Below are 19,878 nucleotides of genomic sequence, written 5' to 3' on the forward strand. Positions count from 1 at the left end.
ATTGATTCTATTTTATCTTTTCGACGAGAGATTGAGGTGGAAACATCACATCACTTGGCATGATTTGAATGAGATGATGATGTGTCATACGAGCATTATCCAGAGATAATGCCATGATTTAAAATAGGTGAACTGGCTTTGGGGATGGTTATTTTTAATTATCTCAATAGCGATACAATTTACATGATTTATCTTGCACTTGAGTAAAAGACGTTGTGCAAATTGCGTCTGTTTGTCTATGGATAAATGTCTATGAACGAATGCGCGGTCGTGCATCGGGTGAACCGAGCAATGTGTGATTCAAGCGCGTTTGAGTGGCAGATGAATCGTAAATGTGCTGCCTTCGCCCACGATGGAAGCAACCTCAATACATCCCCTGTGTTTTTCGATAATGCCATAAGTGACTGAAAGTCCCAGTCCGGTGCCTTTGCCGACGGGTTTGGTGGTGAAAAATGGATCAAAAATATGGGGAATCATTTTCTCATCAATGCCGATACCATTATCACTAATCGTAATAACGACCTGATCCGCCACCACGGTCGTTTGGATAATAATGGTGCCCCAATCGGGAATGGCTTGCACAGCGTTGACCAACAGATTGAGAAAGACCTGATTGAGCTGAGAGGGCAGACATTCGATCGGGGGTAATAGGCCATATTGGCGTATCACTTCTGCTTTGAATTTGATTTCATTCCAGACCACGTTGAGTGTACTGTCGATGCAAGTATGGATATCAACGGTTTGCCATTCACTATTGCCGGGACGCGAAAAGTCGCGCAAGTCTCGTACAATTCTTCGAACGCGTGCCACACCGTCGATGGATTCGTTCACCAGCGTGATAATGTCAGTCCGCAGATAGTCGATATCAATGCTGCGTTTATAAGCATCGAGCCGGGCTTGATTTTCAGGGGATAACTCCGCTTCATATTGAGCATATTGGTCATGCAGTGCCAATAATTGCTCCACATAGCCTTTGAGCATATCAAGGTTAGAATTCACAAACCCGATCGGGTTGTTCACTTCATGGGCAACACCTGCCGCCAATTGACCAATGGATGCCAGTTTCTCAGACTGCAGTAGTTGATTGTGGGCATCCTCCAGCTTTTTGATTAATTTACGCTGCTCTTCGCGTTCCTGAGTTAAGTCACGGTTGATCCGCTCATTTTCATGTAGTGCTGATTCGAGTTCAGCCGTACGACGACGCACTTGGTTTTCCAGCATGACTGTATCCTGAAACAGACTGTAGTTGCCGGACTGTTTGTTTGCCTCACGTTCTGCTCTGTCCATCAGTGACGTGACAACTTTATTGAGGCGGCGTATCTCCTGACGCAGAGCGGCTTCATTTTCTTCCGCGTCAGTCATTGGCATGTTCCTCGTCTCCGAATTTTATCTCATCACCAAAAACAATCCCTGTCAGGGTTTGATTGATGTGGACCCCCCCAAATTGTTCACCATAGGTACTGAATCCGACGGCGTTATATTGATGGAGCAACTTACCGACGGCTGCTTTGCTTCCGTTGCGGGTTGCCTCCAGATTACGCAAGATGCAGTCACACACTAACATGCCCTGAATATGCGTGACGTGGTCTTCCAACGCTTTCAACGTCGCGGTTAATTTATCGAGCATATTTTCGCCATGAGCTACTCTGAGTACGACACCTTCATCGATGGCACAATAGAAAGTCAGGCTACCATCCGGGTTCGCATGTTGAATCGAGCGAACAAAATCAGTGCCGTCGATCATCACCACCACGGGCCAAGCGGCAAAATGGTTCGAGTTGAGTTGTTCCGGGTCAACGTCCACGAGGCGGGCGTATTCTGCGGCTGCCGGGAGCCCGTTAATTTCTTTGACAATACGGTTCTTGGCATCGACTTCCGTAACCACCATTCGTTCATGGCCGGAAATAAAGTGCTGTGTCTTAAACAGGTGAATCGCGAGAGAGGTATTGATCAGTACCAGCGTTGCACTATCGGTATGAAATTGCCCGTCGGCAAAGACCCAAGTCTGTTTGAATTTCAATTCGTCGCCGGCAGAACCACCAAACATCCGGATATGCCCGAGCCCGTCTTGTAAAGCGTGAGTGACCGGCTCTTCGCGTACCGAGAGTCCATCAATGAGTAAGAAGCCAAAATTTTGGTTGGTCTCGACATAAGCGGGGGAACTTTCCAAGCGTCGTAGCAAGTCTTGAGCAAAGGCGCGGCCATAAGAAATTTCAAAAGTTTGAAGTTGTTTCAGATGACCGACAACAGCGGTACAGGATGCCGCAGAAAAACTGATTCCTGTCAGGCTGTGGTCGAGATAACCTGCCGGACCAATTTCACCGGCGGTGGTACACCCCACCACTAACGTCTCAGGAAAGTACTGATGAATGGCTGCTGTCAGCAGCGGTAAATCATAATTGCTGGAACAGAAGAAAATAACCAAGGCCATCTGTGGCTGCACGATTTGGGTCTGCAGTTCTAAAACAGCCGTGGCTGCATCCGGTGAACAAGAATGGCCTGTCAGAATCGGTTTCGATTTATCCATCACTGTCTCCGGAGATGACCGTTGTGTGTTTTTCCCATGGATGAAAGCCCGGTATTGCTGCCAACGTCTCGTTCCGCTTGCTTTGCACATTCTGGATTACACTGACTCTCACCCATACCAAAGTCAGCCTATGTCTGGGTGTCCTTCATGTAAGCCATTTTTATAAGCCTGTTGTTATCGACTTAGGATTGCCAAACCTGTTGTTATAAACCTATTGTGATAATGCTATGGCTATAAACTTGTTGTTATAAATCTATGGTTATAAATCTATAGTTATAAACTTATGATTATAAATTTATTGTTACAAAACATAACTACAAACCACAGTCACAAACCATTATTATAAGCAAGTGTTATAACCATTGTACTTGGTCCTTGCATACTACAGAGTACTTGCATATCACTGACTGTAGGGGGAGCAGCGTGATATGTATGAGTGTTTTGCTATAGGTATAGTTCGTTGACCGTAGAAAGACCAAAAGTGCTTTGTAGAATTTGTGACCGTCATCTTCGCTCTGAGTCGTCAGTCATGTTTCGGTTATGGACGGATGTGAGATTGATTGGCTCAATATCAAGGTCAGGAAAGGAAAGGCTTTCTTTGATGATGATAGGAAGATAGACTTTAATTCTTTTATATACTTACTGAGGAACAACTTTACTCATGGATATCGTGAATCTGCTGTTTAATAATTTATTTACAGTGCCAGTTGCACTGCTGATTTTTGTATTCTTTCTACTCAAATCCGCAATCATTTTCGTCCCTCAGAATCAGGCCTATCTGATTGAGCGGTTTGGTAAATATCGGTCAACCAAAGAAGCCGGTTTACATTTTTTGGTCCCGTTTATTGATCGGATCGCTGCTGACCGTTCATTAAAAGAACAGGCCGTTGATGTTCCCCAACAGAGTGCGATTACCAAAGATAATATTTCTCTGCATGTGGATGGTGTCCTGTATTTTCGAGTGCTTGACCCATATAAAGCTACCTATGGTGTCGATGATTATATTTTTGCCGTGACTCAGTTATCTCAGACAACGATGCGTTCTGAGTTGGGTAAAATGGAGTTGGATAAAACGTTTGAAGAGCGTGATGCGCTGAACACCAATATTGTTTCTTCTATCAACGAAGCCGCTGGTCCTTGGGGGATTCAGGTATTGCGCTATGAAATTAAAGACATTATCCCGCCTCATTCGGTGATGGAAGCGATGGAAGCGCAAATGAAAGCAGAGCGGGTCAAGCGGGCTCAAATTCTGGAATCTGAAGGGGATCGTCAGGCCGCAATTAACCGTGCGGAAGGGGAGAAACAATCGATTGTTTTGTCAGCGGAAGCGGATAAATCTGAGAAAATCCTCCGTGCAGAAGGGGAAGCCAAAGCGATTATTGCGGTGGCAAATGCACAGGCAGAAGCCCTGCAAACGATTGGTGATTCGGCCAATACGGAAAGCGGTCAGAAAGCGATTCAGCTTGAACTTGCAACTAAAGCAATTGCGGCGAAACAGGCCATTGCCAAAGAATCTTCGATGGTGATTCTGCCTGACAGCGCGACAGATGCCGGTTCTATGGTCGCACAGGCGACAGCAATCATTAATCAGTTGAATAAGAGCCGATGATGGATTTTATCATCGCACATTTGGTACAGATACTGGCGGTAGTTGGCTTGATCTTATTGGCTGTTGAAGTGTTGGTACTGGGTGCGAGCACGTTTGTGCTGCTATTGATGGGAATGGGGTTACTACTGGCATCACTGTCGATGTATCTCGAATGGATTCCCGCAACATGGCAATGGGCACTGGTGGCGACGACTTTCTATACATTGGTCTCAGGCGGTGTTTTGTGGCCGATTTTTAAACGCGCACAGCAAAAGCCTGAACATACGAATGTCAACAGCGATCTGATTGGTCACAGTTTTGTGCTACCACAAGATACCACGCCGGAGACACCGACATCGTATCGTTTCTCTGGTATTGAGTGGCGTCTGATCGCTCAAGAGCCATTAACCAAAGGGACTTTGGTTGAAGTGATTCATTTACAAGTCGGTGAGTTATTCATCCGGGCAAAACAGTAGTCCAAGACCTCGTGTATTGAAACCCCTATCCGGTCAGCAATTGGCGGATAGGGGTTTTTTGTAAGCCAAGCTTTTTGGCTTGCACCAAAAACAGTTCGCCGCAGGCAAGTGCATCACTGGCTGCCGAATGAGCGCAGTAATCCGGGAGGTGATAGTAACGTCGTAAATCATCTAACTGATAACTGTCATGATGCCGGTTTCTTCCCGCATAACTAAAGCGTTTTTCAATCTCCAGTGTATCGACAAAATAACCGGGGAATGCTTTGAGCTGGTAATGTTGCCGGAGAAAATGGGTAATAAACCGTTTTTCTATCGGACAATGATGCGCCAGTAATATTTTCCCCTGCGCCCGCTCCAGCAGCCGATTCATCCCCTCGACCAGCGAGATACCTTGCGCTAAAGCGTGCGGTGTCAGCCCGTTGATTTGTGCTGTCTCCGGTTTGATAAACTCCCCATGATTGATCAATAGCTCTTCATGACCGGCGATATCAATCGCTTCTAAGGTGAGATCAACCATTCCTATCGAGAGGATCTGATCGTCGGAGGGGGTCAGACCGGTTGTTTCGAAATCAAGTGCCAGAAAGCGAAGTTCGCTGAGTGGGGTCTCCGGAAGTACCAAGGGATGTGACAGATATGCCCGCAATGCAGCCGACCAGTGTGGATCGATTTGAATCCGTTGTCGCAGTGCTTCTGCGTCGAATGGATGTTTCCAGTGTTGTAGCCAGTCAGTCAGCATCATGAGGCTCTCTTTATATTGCTATCGTCCTTTGACAAATTTCAGCTTGGCGACATCCTGCAATTCGCTGATGATTTTAAACGCATCTTTTAAGTGTTTGCGTTCAAAGCTACTGAAATGATCGGGAATAATATGATTATTCGGTGAGGTGCCGGACAGAATTGCATTCAGTTGATGGCGGAAACGAACCTGAGTAATAAAGCGGTAGGCACCAATAATATTTTCACAACTGTCCTGAGACAGTCCCCCGTGTTTGGCAGCATAGCGAAAGCGCTCTTCCGTACCGGTCAAAGAGCCGCCGGCTGAGAGACTGAAAATCCTTGCCAGATCGATGATCAGGTTCAGTGCATATTTTTTAATATTCAGGGTATTGCTGTTTTGCCCGCTTTTTTCGAGAACCAGATTGTTGAAAATCCCGAGTGGTGGCTGTGTTTCAACCGCATCACGGACCAGTGCCGGGATAAACGCGGTACTCTGCTGAATACAGTCATGTAAATGTTGCTGGATTTGATCGACCAGCTCCCGTTTCCCATAAATGGCGCGGACTTCAAGAAACACGCTGATACTCAGCAGCCGGTTATATTCCGGGCTGGACACCCATTTTTGATAGTATTCTTTCCACCGGGAGACGGGTTGGCACCATTTCGGGGATGCCGCCATATAGCGCCCGTCACAGATGGGATAGCCACAGGCTGCCAAAGCATTACACACCCGCATCGCCAGATGGGTAAAATAGAGTTTATGTTCATCACTGGCGTCATCCGAGAGCACCAATGCACTATCCTGATCGGAGAGTAGATGGACTTCATTACGGGCATGAGAGCCGGCAACCATCCAAGCATATTCACACGGCGGCGGCCCGAGGATTTCTTCACTGAGCTGAATGATTCGGCGCGTAAATGCATCCATCATCATCGACATGATCTGCCCTTGAATTTCAGCACTGACTCCCCCTTCAACCAGCGCCTGAAAAATCGTTTCCCGTTCGCTTTTCAGGTTCGCTAATGCATTGACCGAGCTGGCGTACTTGATTTTTTCCAGCAGAAACAGCGACTGGGTACGATGATTGTGAACCAGATGCGTGGTGGTCAGCAGCCCGGTGACTCGCTTTCCGGTTAACACCGGCAAACACCGGATGTTGTATTGCATCATCAATGAAATCGCTTGAATCACTTTGGCATCATGATGAATTAAATGTGGGTTCCGGGTCATTACGGTGGCAATCGGCTCATGAATATCGCGTCCGGTCGCGACCACCGATTGGGTCATATCCCGATCAGTGACCAGACCGACAATTTCCTGATCCTGCATCACGACCGCACAAGAACTGCGTTGCTTATCATGGGCGATGTTGCCGCACATCAGGCGTGCAACATCACGGATGCTGTCATCGCAACTGACGATGGCAATGTTTTCACTGGCAATTTCTCCGACGGTTCGGAAGAACAGTCCTTTAGCCTCTTTTTTATTGACATCGTTGACTGCCGAGCTAAGCCGGATATTCGCCTGAGCCGCAAAGTAGTCTGCAAAATCCGGGTAGGTTTCGCAGACCAGAGTGAGTTCCTGATGAGGAATCAAATACAGGAGTGAATCATCAATGGCTTGCGCCTGATAACCATCTTCTGCATTGACCAATGGTTTGAGAAAGGTAAAACCAAACTGGTCATCCTGCCCGAGCCGGGCGCGCAGCTCACCGGTTGGAGTCCGTTGTTCAATGGCCCCGGTTCTGACGATGTAGAGGTAGCGTTGTTCACACAGCGCACTAAAATCAATCGTTTCTCCTTTAACCAGATATTTGACTTTGACCGTATTGGCAATCGAAGTCACTAAGTCTGGCGGTAACTTATCAAACGGATCGATTTTGACCAGAAAATCATGGATGTTAGGCGTGATCGACGTACTCATAGATTCATTCTACTCTGATGCGGTTCGCGCTATTATAGCGTTGCATGAAAAGATGAACAGTATTTTTAAAATCGCTTTTCAAAAATTTGAATTTGTGCAACTATAGCGCAATCAATCGATCTGCTTTTCATATTTTTTTCTTTTTATTCAATCAATTAATTTCACTAATTTCACTAATTTGTAATCTGTAGATGGGGCTGTTGTTGTGGACGACACATTGGCACAAGCGTTAGGGTTGGTCAGTTTTGCTTTAGGGCTTTCGACTTTTTATCAAAAGAATGACCGACGTCTGAAGATATTAATGCTGGTTTTCAACCTGAACCACTGTATTCACTATCTGTTACTAGGATCCACCGTTTCGGCACTCAGTACGATGCTGTCTGCCGCACGGACAACCACTGCTATTTTTGTCTCTTCAGCCCGGGTTGCTGCGGTATTTATTGTGATCAGTCTCGTTAGCGGTCTATGGATGGCTCATCATTGGTGGGATCTTTGGTCAGTGGTCGGAACCGTGATCGGAACCTATTCTGTCTTCTGTCTTTCCGGTATTAAAATGCGCATCGGCTTTCTGTTGGGTGGCATATGCTGGCTCACGAACAATATTATCGTCGGGTCGATTGGCGGCATGATGCTGGAAACTTCGTTATTGAGTATGAACTTATTAACGATATATCGCATTCATCGACAAACGATCGATATGTTGATAAAAACGCCGGAATGTTAAAAATATGATGTGATTGACGAATCCATCCGACTCACTTTGAGACCCTCCTCCCAAACATTTTTCCTGACTTGAATGACCGGATAGCTTGTCCGGTCTGACCACCTCGATATGCATTAAATTTCCATTCATTCTGGATCATAAATCGGTAATATCGCTTGAGTTCAAAATAAAAAAGTAGGGGAACATCCGAATGACGTTTCGCATCTGTCAGAAAAGATCGGTATCTGTTGTCGGTCGATTTTCTCGGTATCGCGTTTGGCGACAGTGGCTTGGGTTATGGATCTTAATCAGCGGACTGACCGCTTGTTATGATGATGCGCATCCGGTGAAAGTTGAGCCGAAACCGCTTCGTCCGGTGAAAACCATGCTTGTCTCATCGGTAAAAACCACACCGATTGTGACACAAGTGGGTGATATTGAAGCCTATCAGCAAACGGTACTGGGGTTTCGTATTGCCGGTCGAATTCTTGAGCGTCGGTTTGATGTCGGCGACCATGTGCAGCAGGGAGAAGTTTTAGCGGTTTTGGATCCCAGTAATGCCAATAATGCGCTTAAACAAGCCAAAGCTGAACTCAACAATGCGCTGTCTACGGCAAATCTGGCAAGGCAGACGCTCAGACGGATGAAAAAATTATTGCCCACCGGGGCGATTTCCCGCTCTCGCTATGAGGAAGCGGAATCTGACTGGCAGGCTGCAGATTCACAGCTTGAACGCGCTCAGGCAGCCGTTATCGATGCACAAGATAATTTGCAGTTTACCCACCTGATAGCCCCCCAAGATGGGGTAATCAGTGAGACCAGCGCCAACGCCGGGCAAGTTGTCAGTGCCGGACAACAAGTGTTTAAACTGGCATACAATAGCCATCTGGACGCTGTGTTTGAAGTGCCGGAGCAGGTATTACAGACCCGGATTGAAGATCCGCAAATTACCGTTGCCCTGTTATCTAACCCTGAGATTAAAGCGCGTGCCAAATTACGCGATGTGACGCCACAGGCGGATCCGTATACCCGGACATACCGTGTGCGCGTCACGCTGATTGACCCGCCGGAGCTGATGGGGCTGGGAGCCATTGTCAAAGGACAGTTACAGCTGCCGACGATTGATCAGGTCATCGTGCCGAAATCGGCGCTGACCCGCCAAGGGGAACAACCTGCGGTTTATGTGGTTGACCCGCAAACCGGTGAGCTGCGACTGAAGTTGATTGATGTGACTCGGTACAGCGACGACGCTCTGTATGTTTCTGATGGTCTTGATGAAGGTGATCAGGTGGTGATTGCCGGTGTGAATCAATTGCGTCCCGGGCTGAAAGTTCGCCTGATGACGGGAGAATAATGCATGGCATCCGATTCATCTCAAAAGCGTTTTAATCTCTCGGCGTGGGCATTGGAAAACCAGCAAATGGTTTCATTTTTGATGCTGATGATCGTTGTGATGGGGATCATCAGTTTTCAAAATTTACCACGTAATGAAGACCCGGAGTTTACTGTGAAAATCGCGGTGGTTTCCGCACATTGGCCGGGGGCGACCATCGAAGAAACCACGCAGTTTCTGACCGATAAATTAGAAAAGAAGTTGCAGGAGATTCCCTACCTTGACCATTTGAGAAGTTATACCCGGGCCGGGGAAACCGTTATCTTTGTCAACTTACGCGACAGTACTCCCCCGGACAAAGTGGCGGATATCTGGTATCAGACCCGCAAAAAAATGTTGGATTTGTCCCCTGAACTGCCCAGCGGCGTTATCGGCCCGGCCGTCAATGATGAATTTGCCGATACCTACGGGACGATTTTCGCATTCACGGCCGACGGATTCAGTATGAAAGAGCTGCGTCAGAAAGTGGATGACGTTCGTTCAACCCTGATGCGGGTGCCCTATGTGAGTAAGATTGAAGTGATGGGCGCACAGGAGCAACAGGTTGTGCTGGCCATCTCATCCAAACGGCTTGCCGGGCTCGGCCTGAACCTAACAGAGGTGATTAATAGTTTAAAAGCTCAGAACGCAGTGACGCCTGCAGGCGTCATTCAGACCCGTGATGAGCGGATTGCTGTTCAGGTCAGCGGGGCATTCAGTTCGGCTGAAAGCCTGCGAGAGATTGTCCTGCATATTCATGACCGTTTTATTCCACTGCACGACATCGCAGAGATATATACACAGACAGAACAGCCGCCGAAACCGCAATTTCGGGTTAACGGTAAAGCCGCTATCGGGCTGGCGATTTCGATGTCTCCTGACGGCAATATGTTAAAGTTCGGACAGGATTTACGTGACGCAATGTCGCGGATTGAGCATGACTTGCCATATGGGATTGACGTGACCAAAGTGGCTGATCAGTCATCAGTGGTTCAAGATGCCGTGGGGGGATTTGTCAAAGTCCTGATCGAGGCTGTGGTGATTGTGCTTGCAGTATCGTTTGTCTCTTTGGGCACAAGAGCCGGTTTGGTCGTTGCAGTCTCGATTCCGATTGTGCTTGCGATGACTTTCTCCGGGATGGAGATTGCCGGGATCGGTTTTCAGCGCATCTCTCTCGGGGCCTTGATCATCTCGCTTGGTTTGCTGGTTGATGATGCGATGATCACCATTGAAGCGATGGTCTCCAAACTGGAAGACGGCTGGCCGCGCAAAAAAGCAGCGGCATGGGCTTATCAAAATACCGCATTTCCGATGTTAACGGGCACATTGGTGACGATTGCCGGTTTTATTCCGGTCGGATTCGCTGCTTCTGGGGCCGGGGAATATTGCTATTCGCTGTTTGTCGTAGTGATGGTCTCACTGGCCAGCTCATGGATTGTGGCGATTCTTTTCTCCCCATTATTAGGGGTATGGTTGTTACCTGAGAACCTGAAAGCCCATCAAGCCAAACAAGGACGACTCTCTGCCGGGTATCAACGTTTGATTGACGGTGTGCTTCGTCATCGATGGAAAACCATTGTACTGGCAATATCGGTGTTGGTTGCCGCCGGTGTATTGTCTGAACGACTCCATTCGGAGTTCTTCCCGGCATCTGACCGCCCTGAACTGCTCGTGAGTTTACGCTTACCCGCTAATGCCGCTCAGGCAGACACATTGGCTGAGGTGAAAAAACTGGAAACCCAGCTCAGCAATAATCCCAAAGTCGCTCTGTTTTCAAGTTACGTCGGTTCCGGTGCGGTGCGGTTCTATCTGCCGATGGATATTTTGCTTAATCAGGAGAATATTGCCCAAGTGGTGGTGGTGGCCAAAAATATTGAGCAACGAAAAGCGCTCCGCAAAGAGCTCCAGACCATTATGCAGCGTGATTTCGGAGAATGGATTACGCGTGTTTCGCCATTAGAACTCGGGCCGCCGGTCGGCTGGCCGTTGCGTTATCGGGTGAGCGGGCCGAATCTGAATCAAGTCCGGGCCTATGCTCAGTCACTGGCGAATGTGGTTGCTGACCATGCAGAGACCCGGGATATCAACCTGACATCCGGTGAGCCACAACGCTTACTGCGAGTCGATGTTGATCAGACTGCCGCCCGGGCTGTCGGGCTGAGTCGCCAACAAATCGCGGAACAGCTGGCGACGATTTTCTCGGGTCAGACTATCACGTCACTGCGGGAAGGGATTCATCCGGTCAGTATCGTTGTGAAAGGTGGTGTGAGTGAGCAACAGGATATTGAAACGATAGAGAACCTGCAAATTTCACTCGGTCAGGATCAAGTGATTCCCCTGCGGCAAGTGGCAAAAGTTGAATATACCATCACGGATCCGATTATCTGGCGACGTCAGTTGGAACCCTTTATTACGGTTCAGACCGATATCGCGCCCGGTGTCATGGCGGAAAAAATTTCTTCCGAATTAGCGCCTCAGATCGAAGCCTTCAGGCAACAGTTACCTGCCGGTTATGAAGTCACGGAAGAGGGAACCGTCAGCGAGTCGGAAAAAGGGAATGAATCCATTTATGCTGTTCTACCGGTGACTCTGATTGTGATGCTGACATTACTGATGATTCAGCTGCGACGTTTCTCCAGCATGATGCTGGCATTGTGTACCGCACCATTCGGTTTGATCGGGATTGTCGCGGCGATGCTACCCACGGGAACACCGGTTGGCTTTGTTGCGTTACTTGGCGTGATTGCCTTGGTCGGGATGATTATTCGTAATGCAGTGATTCTGATCTCTGAAGTCGATGATAACCTGACGCGGGGCAATGGGGCGCATCAGGCGATTGTAATGGCTGCAACCCATCGGGCCAGACCGATTCTGTTAACGGCTTTTGCTGCGATTCTCGGCATGATTCCGATTGCCAGACAGGTTTTCTGGGGGCCGATGGCTTATGCCATTATTGGTGGCTTGATGGCGGCAACAGTCATTACATTAACTGTACTACCGGCGGCAATTAGTCTGGTCTTACAATGGGAGAAACGTGCGACACCTCCATAAGTTGTCCCCTTTTCTACTTAGATCTGTTCCGCAGCGCTGCCATTGGCAGCGCTTTTTTGGGTCGGACGAAATGAATTGTTTTGTTAAACAATAGTCTGAGATCGGGCTTGTTTGTTTAAAATGTTGCTTCAGTCTTTTAAAACATTAGGGTTTGGGATAGAGATGAATAACAAGATTAGTTTAATATTAATGGCTTAATATTTTGAAAATATAACCAATTGATTACATTAAAATGAATATATTTAATTAATTATACCTCCAAAGGGTAATGATGTTTAAATAATAATGAATTTAATATAATTGAATCTGCAATGATAAGCAAAATAATTTATTTATCATGATGACAATTGCTTCTTTATTGAGAAAATAGCTTTCCTAATTATTATATTTTGGAAGGTTTTTTATTATGTTTAACTATCCTAAGTCTTTACCTGAGTTTATTAAACCAAGAGCGGATTTTTTAATGAAAGATCTCATTGACACCGATTTTGGGAAAAACTTAGTTGTTGGGATAACGCCAACACCTCAAGATATTGTGATGCAGAGTAATGATTATTTAAATATATCTGAACATATAGATATACGAGAACAATTAATCAAATCACTACAACAGAAGAAAAATGATATGTTTATGTCATCAATATTTCTACATGATGACAATCATAAGCACATATTAGAAACTGAGATATCAGAATACACCGGTTTTAGTAACTCTTTTCTCTCTCAGTCTGGATGGAGTGCAAATGTCTCTTTATTACAAGCCCTTTGTGTACCGGAAACGAATGTATATATTGATTTTTTCGCGCATATGTCAATGTGGGAGGGCGCTCGCTATAGTAATGCGAACATTCGCCCATTTATGCATAACAACTGTAATCATTTGAAAAAATTAATCCAACGTCATGGCCCCGGTATTATCGTAGTCGACTCTGTTTACAGCACGATTGGGACGGTAGCTCCTTTAGAAGAAATTGTCGCAATTGCTCATGAGTATCATTGTGTGACCGTTGTTGATGAGTCTCATTCTTTGGGTGTTTATGGGCAGAATGGGGCAGGTATATTAAATGAGCTGGGGTTATCGCAAAAGGTTGACTTCATGACGGCTAGTTTAGCAAAAGCATTTGCTTATCGTGCGGGAGTGATTTGTACCAATAGTGATTTTGGGCAATGTATCCCATATGCTGCATTTTCGAATATTTTTAGTTCTACAATGATGAGTCATGAAATTCCAGCGTTAAAAGCGACGTTAGATGTTATAAAAAATGCTGATGATAGAAGGGAAAAATTATTTGATTTGTCTAAAGCATTACGGCTGGGATTGAAGGAGATAGGTCTTGAGTTAAGAAGTCAGTCCCATATCATTTCATTAGAAACTGGTGACGAATTAAATACTAAAAAAATTAGAGTTATTCTTGAAGAACAGGGTATATTTGGTTCAGTATTTTGTCGTCCTGCAACACCAAAAAATAAGAACATTATTCGTTTTTCAATCAATAGCTCGTTAAGTTTTGAAGATGTAAGTAAGATAATTAAAGTCTGTGGTGAATTAATGAAAGACAAATCTGTATATTTTAAATAAGGACATTCATATATAAATAATTATCGGCTTTATATAAATTAGTGGACATTTTATTATTTTTATATCCAGTTAGCTAACTTATCCAGTAAATTATCCGTATCTGCTGGCTTAATAATATAATCATTCATGCCTGAATTGCGAATGCGCTTCAGTGTCGGCGTATTGGTATCACCGGTATGACCCAGAATGGGGATATGACGATAAGGTTTCTGGGAACTGCGGATCGTACTGGTTGTTTCGATGCCATCAAGAACGGGCATCTCTATATCCATTAAAATCAGATCAACTTCGTGCGCTTCCATCGTTCCCAGAGCCTCTTGACCATTCGATGCCTGTAAAACATGATAGCCCTGCTTCTCTAAAAGGATAGCCGTCAAATTGCGAACCGAATGGTTATCATCCACGATAAGAATACATTTTTCGGTACGTTCCTGTTTGAAAGGTATCACATTTCTATCGGCTTCGATTTCCTCTGCGGGTTCAAAAAATAACTGGTACAGAATCGATGAGCTGTCGTCTAGTAACGGCTCTCTTTCCAGTGGATAAACTGAAAGATGGCGTTCAACATGAATCGGATACTGACCACTGGCATCATAAATATAATTGATTTGTGCCTCAGAGAAATGCAGCTGAGATTCCAGAACGGTAAGCAGATCCCATTGCCGATCAATTTGGTTAAGATCAACCATAATGACATCAAACTCAAATTCAAATTCCTTGCGTTTGAGTGCTTCTGTCAATGTCACGGCCTCGAGATGAAATCCCATTTGCTGTGCTTGTTTTTTCAGTTGCAGGAGTACGTGATCCATCGTACCAATATAAAGGAGTGATTTTTCGATCACGAGCTCTTCTTTAAGTTTTCTCATTTCTGTAGAAGATTCTGTCGGAAATGAAAGTGTAAATTCAGTCCACTGGCCGACTGAGGATGTGCATTCGATTCTCCCGCCGAAAGCTTCCATAATCCGTCGGCAAAATGGTAATCCCAGACCGTATCCACCATGTTTACCATGCGTATAAAAGTCCTTAAAAATATCTTGCAGATTTTCCTTGGCAATACCTACACCATTATCCTTTACCGTAATTTGATTCCACTTTCCTTGTCGTGTCATACAAATATTAATGCGAAATATTTCGTTATTTTGGTAATAAAAAGCATTTTTGAATAAATTATAAAAGGCATATTTTAATAAAATATCACTACCCAGAAATCTGAAATCATTCTCAATTTGAATATTAATCGCTAGTCGATCGAGTGGGTTTTTATAACTGAAAGAGTGGATGGCATGTTGCGCAATGTCACTGGCTGAGTACATTTTAAAAGTCGATGTCGGAATCCGATTCTGATCGATTGAGGTCAGTAGTAGATTGATCGTTTCATTGGCCGAATCCACAGTGTTATGCATATCATTGAGTAGTTCATTGACCATCTGATAATCGTGCTGTTCGATATTATAGTGAGGCACTGAATCCGTTGGGTGTTTGGTATGAAGCAGTGATTGAATCAGCCCTACAGATGACTTGATGGCACTCAGTGGATTACGCATCTCATGCGCGATTCCTGCACCGAATGACTTCGCGATGGATACCTTGGTTTCATGAGATATTTGATTGCGAAAATAAAAAACATTCCCGAAAATGTAAACAAAGAGGAATATTGGTATGTACGTCCAGTCAGTAAAAGGACTGAGTTCATTCCCTTTAATATAGTCAGCGGAAACATATGCGACGAATATGGAAATGATGGTCTGAATAGCAAGCGATTTGGTTTCATGAATAAGGAGAATATGTAGACATATAGAGGCCGTGAAAGACATCACCCATACATTATTATAACCATTCATGATCATCATATAGCCAAAGAAAAATGGCAGGCAAAAACCCATCGTCAAGTAGTAATAATAGGGGAGGTATTTTTTTAATTTTATCGGTACAAAAGAACGCAATGCGAGACCAAGACAGAGTAGTGATCCAATCGCTCTCAACCCAAGAGATTCATATGGTTGCGGGAAAAGATAACTCCAGACGTAGTAATATACAGGAAAGCCGAAAAAACCCATCCATCCAACGGAGGATAAGTTAGGTTCCGCATATTGGTATATTTTCTTGATAGCATTCATTGATTTTCTAGCCTAAACCGAACTAATTGTCTGCTTATTGTTTGTTAGATTACAGTCACGATATCAGTAATGTGATGCTCTAACTTTAATGTTGTGTAACGATAAGACTACCTGATTCTACACGGAAGAGAAATGCCCTTTTGGATTAAGCATGTATTTTATATGGCTGTCGTGGAATATGGTAAAGTGATCTGTGAATCACAAGTCGTGACTTTTGAGTATTTAATATCTTATCTGTTATTAAAAGTTATTGAATTTTATAATTTATTTTGGGTTGTTCTATTAATGCGAGTCAGACTCTTCAAGCATCATTGTGCTGTTCATCTATCGTTCAAAGTTAACGAGCCTTCGAGACTCGATAATTGCCTTGCGGGATGAATCATAACAGTATTTATCTCAGTATCAATAAAAGGTATTTCTTATTCGGTCAGCTTCATATTCATGCGCCATAACTTCGATTCTTCCTTCTACAGATAATACATGATAATGTGAAATAGTGCACATATGTAAAAAATGCAATTGATATGTCTTGTGATGTGATAAATGTTTTCTACTCTTCAAATTAGTCAACGTCGGCTAACCTTGCTATGGGGAATAATAATGAGCTTCTTAAGTGCACTCACTACAGGTGGTATGTTAATCGGAAAAATTTGCCAAGCTTTATCACCAAGTAGTTCAAATCGATACACATGCCCTAATTCTGGCAATATTTACCACGGTCCCATTACTTCTGGTGGTGTATCATTTTATCGCAAGGTAAATTCTGACGGCTCTACGGCGATTTGGGTAGCTAATACAGATGTCGAACAAACGGCAACAATTTCACTTGAGAATGAACACGATATAAATGGAACTACATTGATATTGCCTCCAATGCAGCAAGCTCCTTTTCCTGATGCAGATAGCTCCAATGTATCGCCGCTGAGTAGAGTCGTCTCTGGATCCACATCCTCAGCCTCTACCATGTTATCGGCTTTAAATGAGGGGAAAAATAAACCCTCTTTCACACTCAACTTTCAAGGTTTAGATTTTACACACAAAGGTTTGCCTGTAAAAATTGGTGCATTCCGACTTAGTGCGACTAATACTGCACTAAAAATTCTCACAATAGGTTTTACTATTAACTATATAGGGTACCTATACCTGAGTGGGCGACAAGGAAATACCTACTTGAACCGCGATCGAATAAATCCAAGTCAGCCTAAACCAGATAAATCAGTCATTACGGATAACGGTGAAATTGAAAATGTTTTTGAGATTGACTTCGCTGATATCGGTTTCGACTCAGAAAATGAACTTTTGTCGGGAACAATTAACTTCGAAATAGACTCAGAGGAGGAAGTTCTACATCGTCTTGCCCATCCAGAGCAGAAAAATATAGATGAACATGATTTATTGTTTCTAACCTCATTAAATCGAAAATAAAATATCGTCAATTGAGTACGCGAGCTAATCCAAAAGCGGGTTAGCCCGTGTAATAGAGGTTAACTAAATGGATATTCTGATTCAGGCAAGAACTGCATTCAAAGCAATCCAACTATTATCAGATTCATCTCTAAATCTCTCTCTGACAATACCATTAGATGCCCCTGGTGACGGTGGCTACTTATACATTTTTGAAAACAGAGCTAAGCAGTACGTAGTGAAGCATTATCTGACTAAAGAAGAAATTCGAAGTGAAACTGTTGTAGATTGTGACCTTAATTTACAAGATGGACAGTTTACCATCTTCTATGGCCCTACTTGGGACAAGAAAAGTGCCGATGACTACGCTGCTAGCTGTCAACTAACTAAAGGGGATTTCTCACACTATGAAGGAAGTAGTTTGTCATTAGTAAATGTCTCGGATGAGGTAGTCGCTTGTGAGTATGAAACGCCTAAAGGTTCGTTCAAAATGAATTCAGGCAAGTCGAAAATAGTGGTTCGTGCTGGCGAAGTCTTGGGTCGAGGAAAAAATGTGAGTATTAGTCGGGTACTCGATGATAACGAAGATAGTGGTTTGGTAAATGTTCCTCTGCTTAACGACGAGAAGTTGACTAAAGGTGAAATTTATAATGTTGTACTCACATTATATTCAGTTCAGGGGCGAGTAGCTGCGGGCGTAGTGTTTAGATATTGAGTTAATAGGAAGTGTAACCCACCCAGTAATCTGCGTTGCCTGAAAAGTAAGTATCAGACTATATCATCACACCCCCAATCATTTTGATAGCAAACAAGGTCAGTAACACCTTGATGATTTTAATTATCTGATCATTATTGGTTCTTAAACGAAGTTTGGTGCCTAAAAATGATCCCACGATTGCTCCGATAATCATATAAATAAGTAGATTTAACTCGGTGAACAAACTGGCTGTAACGGCAAGATAGACTGGGATTTTTGCCAAGTGACTGATGGTCATGAACAATGCACTGGTGGCAATGATTTCATCTTTAGATTTCAGTTGTTTGGTTAATACATTTAAAGCCAAAGGCCCTGTGGCACCCACGACCAGACCTAGTCCCGTTTGTAACAAGCCGATTAAATAGTAACTTTCGTATCGACTGACTAACGCCGAAAACTTGGTGCTCCACAGATTCAGCAGAATGTATAAACCAATTGCAGCGGGGACGTACTCCATTGAAACATGAGAGAGACCATAGCCAATGAACAGTGCACCGACGATTGAGCCCATCAAAAATTTGGGCAGCAGTTGCCAGCGAACATATTTTAGTGAGAAAAGCATTCGCGAAATGTTACTCGCGAGTTGAACCACGCCATAGGCCGGTATAATTAAGCCGGGGCTGAGAAAGGATGGAAAGACAACAATTAAGAGCATACCACCACCAAATCCAATCGTGGCTGCAACCATAGATGTCAATAATGCGAATAAGCCCAATAGATATTCGATGGTCCGTTTCTCCTTGTTGCATTACGACTATAGCTGCGTCTGACGGTATTTATCACCTACTGATATCTGGATGACAATCTTACCGGTATGATATTAGTTGAAATGTTGCGTCCGATTCAACGGAGAGATTTATATAAATACTTTGGCGATTCTACATACCCTTGTCGGTCATAAAAGCGGTGTGCATCCACTCGTCTGAAATGGCAATGAACTTCAATGCGATCGCAGCCACGCGCTTTCGCAATATCAACAGCATGAGACTCAAGCCTAGCTCCGACACCCTCTCCTCTGGAAGATTCAGAGACACAAAAATAACTGATACGGCACAAATCTCGGGGCAAAGCGAGCTGTGGAATAAAGTGCAGAGAAATAACACCAATCACCACATTCTCTTTAACAGCGATCAGGAGAACATCGTCGTCATGGGAGATAAGTTCAGTGATTCGGCTTTCAATAAATGGTTCTGTGCCGGGATAACCGAGTGAATCGAGGAGTGCTGCGATGGCTGCTGCATCAGATATCGTTGGCTCTTGAATATCGATCATGAATTGCATCCTTTCTTGAATTATCAGACCTTTTCCGGTGATGGGGGAGTCAACACAACCGGGTGACGGAATCTATTATGATTTAAATTGTTCTGTGATCAATGAACCGACACAATTCGTCCCAATTTTGATCAGTAAGCGTTAAATTTGATCGTGACACTTATTTATGTCTTCACCCATTCAGAACAGAATTAGAAAAGGAAAACGAGTCCCATCAAAAGGTGATCGATGCGCTGGATATGATAGCCGAAGAAGGACAGTCCGATTGACCAAATGTGTGTCGGTCACATCTCTATCTCCATGGCCACGCAAAACAGCTTCGTTATGAAGAAACCGACTTTCTGTTGTTGAATTTCTGCTGGTGAATAAGGCTGACCACCGGAAAAGCCGC

At 44.4% G+C, this 19,878-nt stretch carries 15 protein-coding genes; 8 read left to right on the forward strand and 7 right to left on the reverse strand.

The genetic code is table 11. The annotated features are described in order from the left end of the window. Positions 1-300: 300 nt before the first annotated feature. Together OCV37_RS16435 and OCV37_RS16440 are read right to left on the reverse strand one after the other, a co-directional pair. Positions 301-1,362, reverse strand: coding sequence for an ATP-binding protein (locus OCV37_RS16435; RefSeq protein WP_261888161.1), 1,062 nt, complete (start codon positions 1,360-1,362; stop codon positions 301-303). Then, positions 1,355-2,527: an FIST N-terminal domain-containing protein gene (locus OCV37_RS16440; protein ID WP_051680746.1), complete on the reverse strand. Its 1,173-nt coding sequence runs from the start codon at positions 2,525-2,527 to the stop codon at positions 1,355-1,357. The genes OCV37_RS16435 and OCV37_RS16440 overlap by 8 nt, the downstream gene beginning before the upstream one ends. A 661-nt stretch (positions 2,528-3,188) precedes the next feature. Between OCV37_RS16440 and OCV37_RS16445 the strand changes: the two genes are divergently transcribed. Next, complete coding sequence (locus OCV37_RS16445; protein ID WP_038184166.1) at positions 3,189-4,136, forward strand: SPFH domain-containing protein; 948 nt, start codon at positions 3,189-3,191, stop codon at positions 4,134-4,136. Next, a complete protein-coding gene (locus tag OCV37_RS16450; RefSeq protein ID WP_084717511.1) occupies positions 4,133-4,591 on the forward strand; it encodes an NfeD family protein in 459 nt (152 codons plus the stop codon). The genes OCV37_RS16445 and OCV37_RS16450 overlap by 4 nt, the downstream gene beginning before the upstream one ends. A 25-nt stretch (positions 4,592-4,616) precedes the next feature. Here OCV37_RS16450 and OCV37_RS16455 read toward each other — a convergent pair whose 3' ends face one another. Together OCV37_RS16455 and OCV37_RS16460 are read right to left on the reverse strand one after the other, a co-directional pair. Further along, complete coding sequence (locus tag OCV37_RS16455; protein ID WP_390902300.1) at positions 4,617-5,330, reverse strand: exonuclease domain-containing protein; 714 nt, start codon at positions 5,328-5,330, stop codon at positions 4,617-4,619. 18 nt (positions 5,331-5,348) lie between these two features. Continuing rightward, positions 5,349-7,232, reverse strand: a complete 1,884-nt coding sequence (locus OCV37_RS16460; protein ID WP_038184158.1) for a DUF294 nucleotidyltransferase-like domain-containing protein — start codon at positions 7,230-7,232, stop codon at positions 5,349-5,351. A gap of 205 nt (positions 7,233-7,437) precedes the next feature. Here OCV37_RS16460 and OCV37_RS16465 point away from each other — a divergent pair, with 205 nt between their 5' ends. The 4 genes from OCV37_RS16465 to cqsA all read left to right on the forward strand — a co-directional run bounded on the left by OCV37_RS16465 (position 7,438) and on the right by cqsA (position 13,937). Then, a complete protein-coding gene (locus OCV37_RS16465; protein ID WP_038184155.1) occupies positions 7,438-7,956 on the forward strand; it encodes a YgjV family protein in 519 nt (172 codons plus the stop codon). A 190-nt stretch (positions 7,957-8,146) separates the two neighbouring features. After that, positions 8,147-9,289 (forward strand): efflux RND transporter periplasmic adaptor subunit, encoded by a 1,143-nt coding sequence (locus OCV37_RS16470; RefSeq protein ID WP_038184153.1) that lies wholly within the window; start codon positions 8,147-8,149, stop codon positions 9,287-9,289. Between the two features lie 3 nt (positions 9,290-9,292). Next, on the forward strand, positions 9,293-12,358 hold the full coding sequence (locus OCV37_RS16475; RefSeq protein WP_038184151.1) for an efflux RND transporter permease subunit: 3,066 nt from the start codon (positions 9,293-9,295) through the stop codon (positions 12,356-12,358). Between the two features lie 406 nt (positions 12,359-12,764). Next, complete coding sequence (gene cqsA, locus OCV37_RS16480; protein WP_038184149.1) at positions 12,765-13,937, forward strand: alpha-hydroxyketone-type quorum-sensing autoinducer synthase; 1,173 nt, start codon at positions 12,765-12,767, stop codon at positions 13,935-13,937. Positions 13,938-13,996: 59 nt separating this feature from the next. On the opposite strand, the gene OCV37_RS16485 is transcribed toward cqsA, so the two are convergent. Further along, positions 13,997-15,481 (reverse strand): hybrid sensor histidine kinase/response regulator, encoded by a 1,485-nt coding sequence (locus tag OCV37_RS16485; protein ID WP_245609145.1) that lies wholly within the window; start codon positions 15,479-15,481, stop codon positions 13,997-13,999. 1,173 nt (positions 15,482-16,654) lie between these two features. Between OCV37_RS16485 and OCV37_RS16490 the strand changes: the two genes are divergently transcribed. Further along, a complete protein-coding gene (locus OCV37_RS16490) occupies positions 16,655-17,479 on the forward strand; it encodes a hypothetical protein (RefSeq protein ID WP_157635057.1) in 825 nt (274 codons plus the stop codon). A gap of 67 nt (positions 17,480-17,546) precedes the next feature. After that, positions 17,547-18,173 (forward strand): hypothetical protein, encoded by a 627-nt coding sequence (locus OCV37_RS16495; RefSeq protein ID WP_038184140.1) that lies wholly within the window; start codon positions 17,547-17,549, stop codon positions 18,171-18,173. Positions 18,174-18,231: 58 nt separating this feature from the next. Here the strand turns inward: OCV37_RS16495 and OCV37_RS16500 are convergent, their stop codons facing one another. Both OCV37_RS16500 and OCV37_RS16505 read right to left on the reverse strand, forming a co-directional pair. Beyond that, positions 18,232-18,930 carry a sulfite exporter TauE/SafE family protein gene (locus tag OCV37_RS16500; protein ID WP_261888162.1) on the reverse strand — a complete coding sequence of 233 codons (699 nt, stop codon included), beginning with the start codon at positions 18,928-18,930 and terminating at the stop codon, positions 18,232-18,234. 128 nt (positions 18,931-19,058) lie between these two features. Next, the gene (locus tag OCV37_RS16505) at positions 19,059-19,487 is read right to left on the reverse strand and encodes a GNAT family N-acetyltransferase (protein ID WP_038184133.1); all 429 of its coding nucleotides are present in this window, start codon (positions 19,485-19,487) and stop codon (positions 19,059-19,061) included. Positions 19,488-19,878 lie beyond the last annotated feature (391 nt).

Source organism: Vibrio rhizosphaerae (assembly GCF_024347095.1).
GTDB lineage: Bacteria > Pseudomonadota > Gammaproteobacteria > Enterobacterales > Vibrionaceae > Vibrio > Vibrio rhizosphaerae.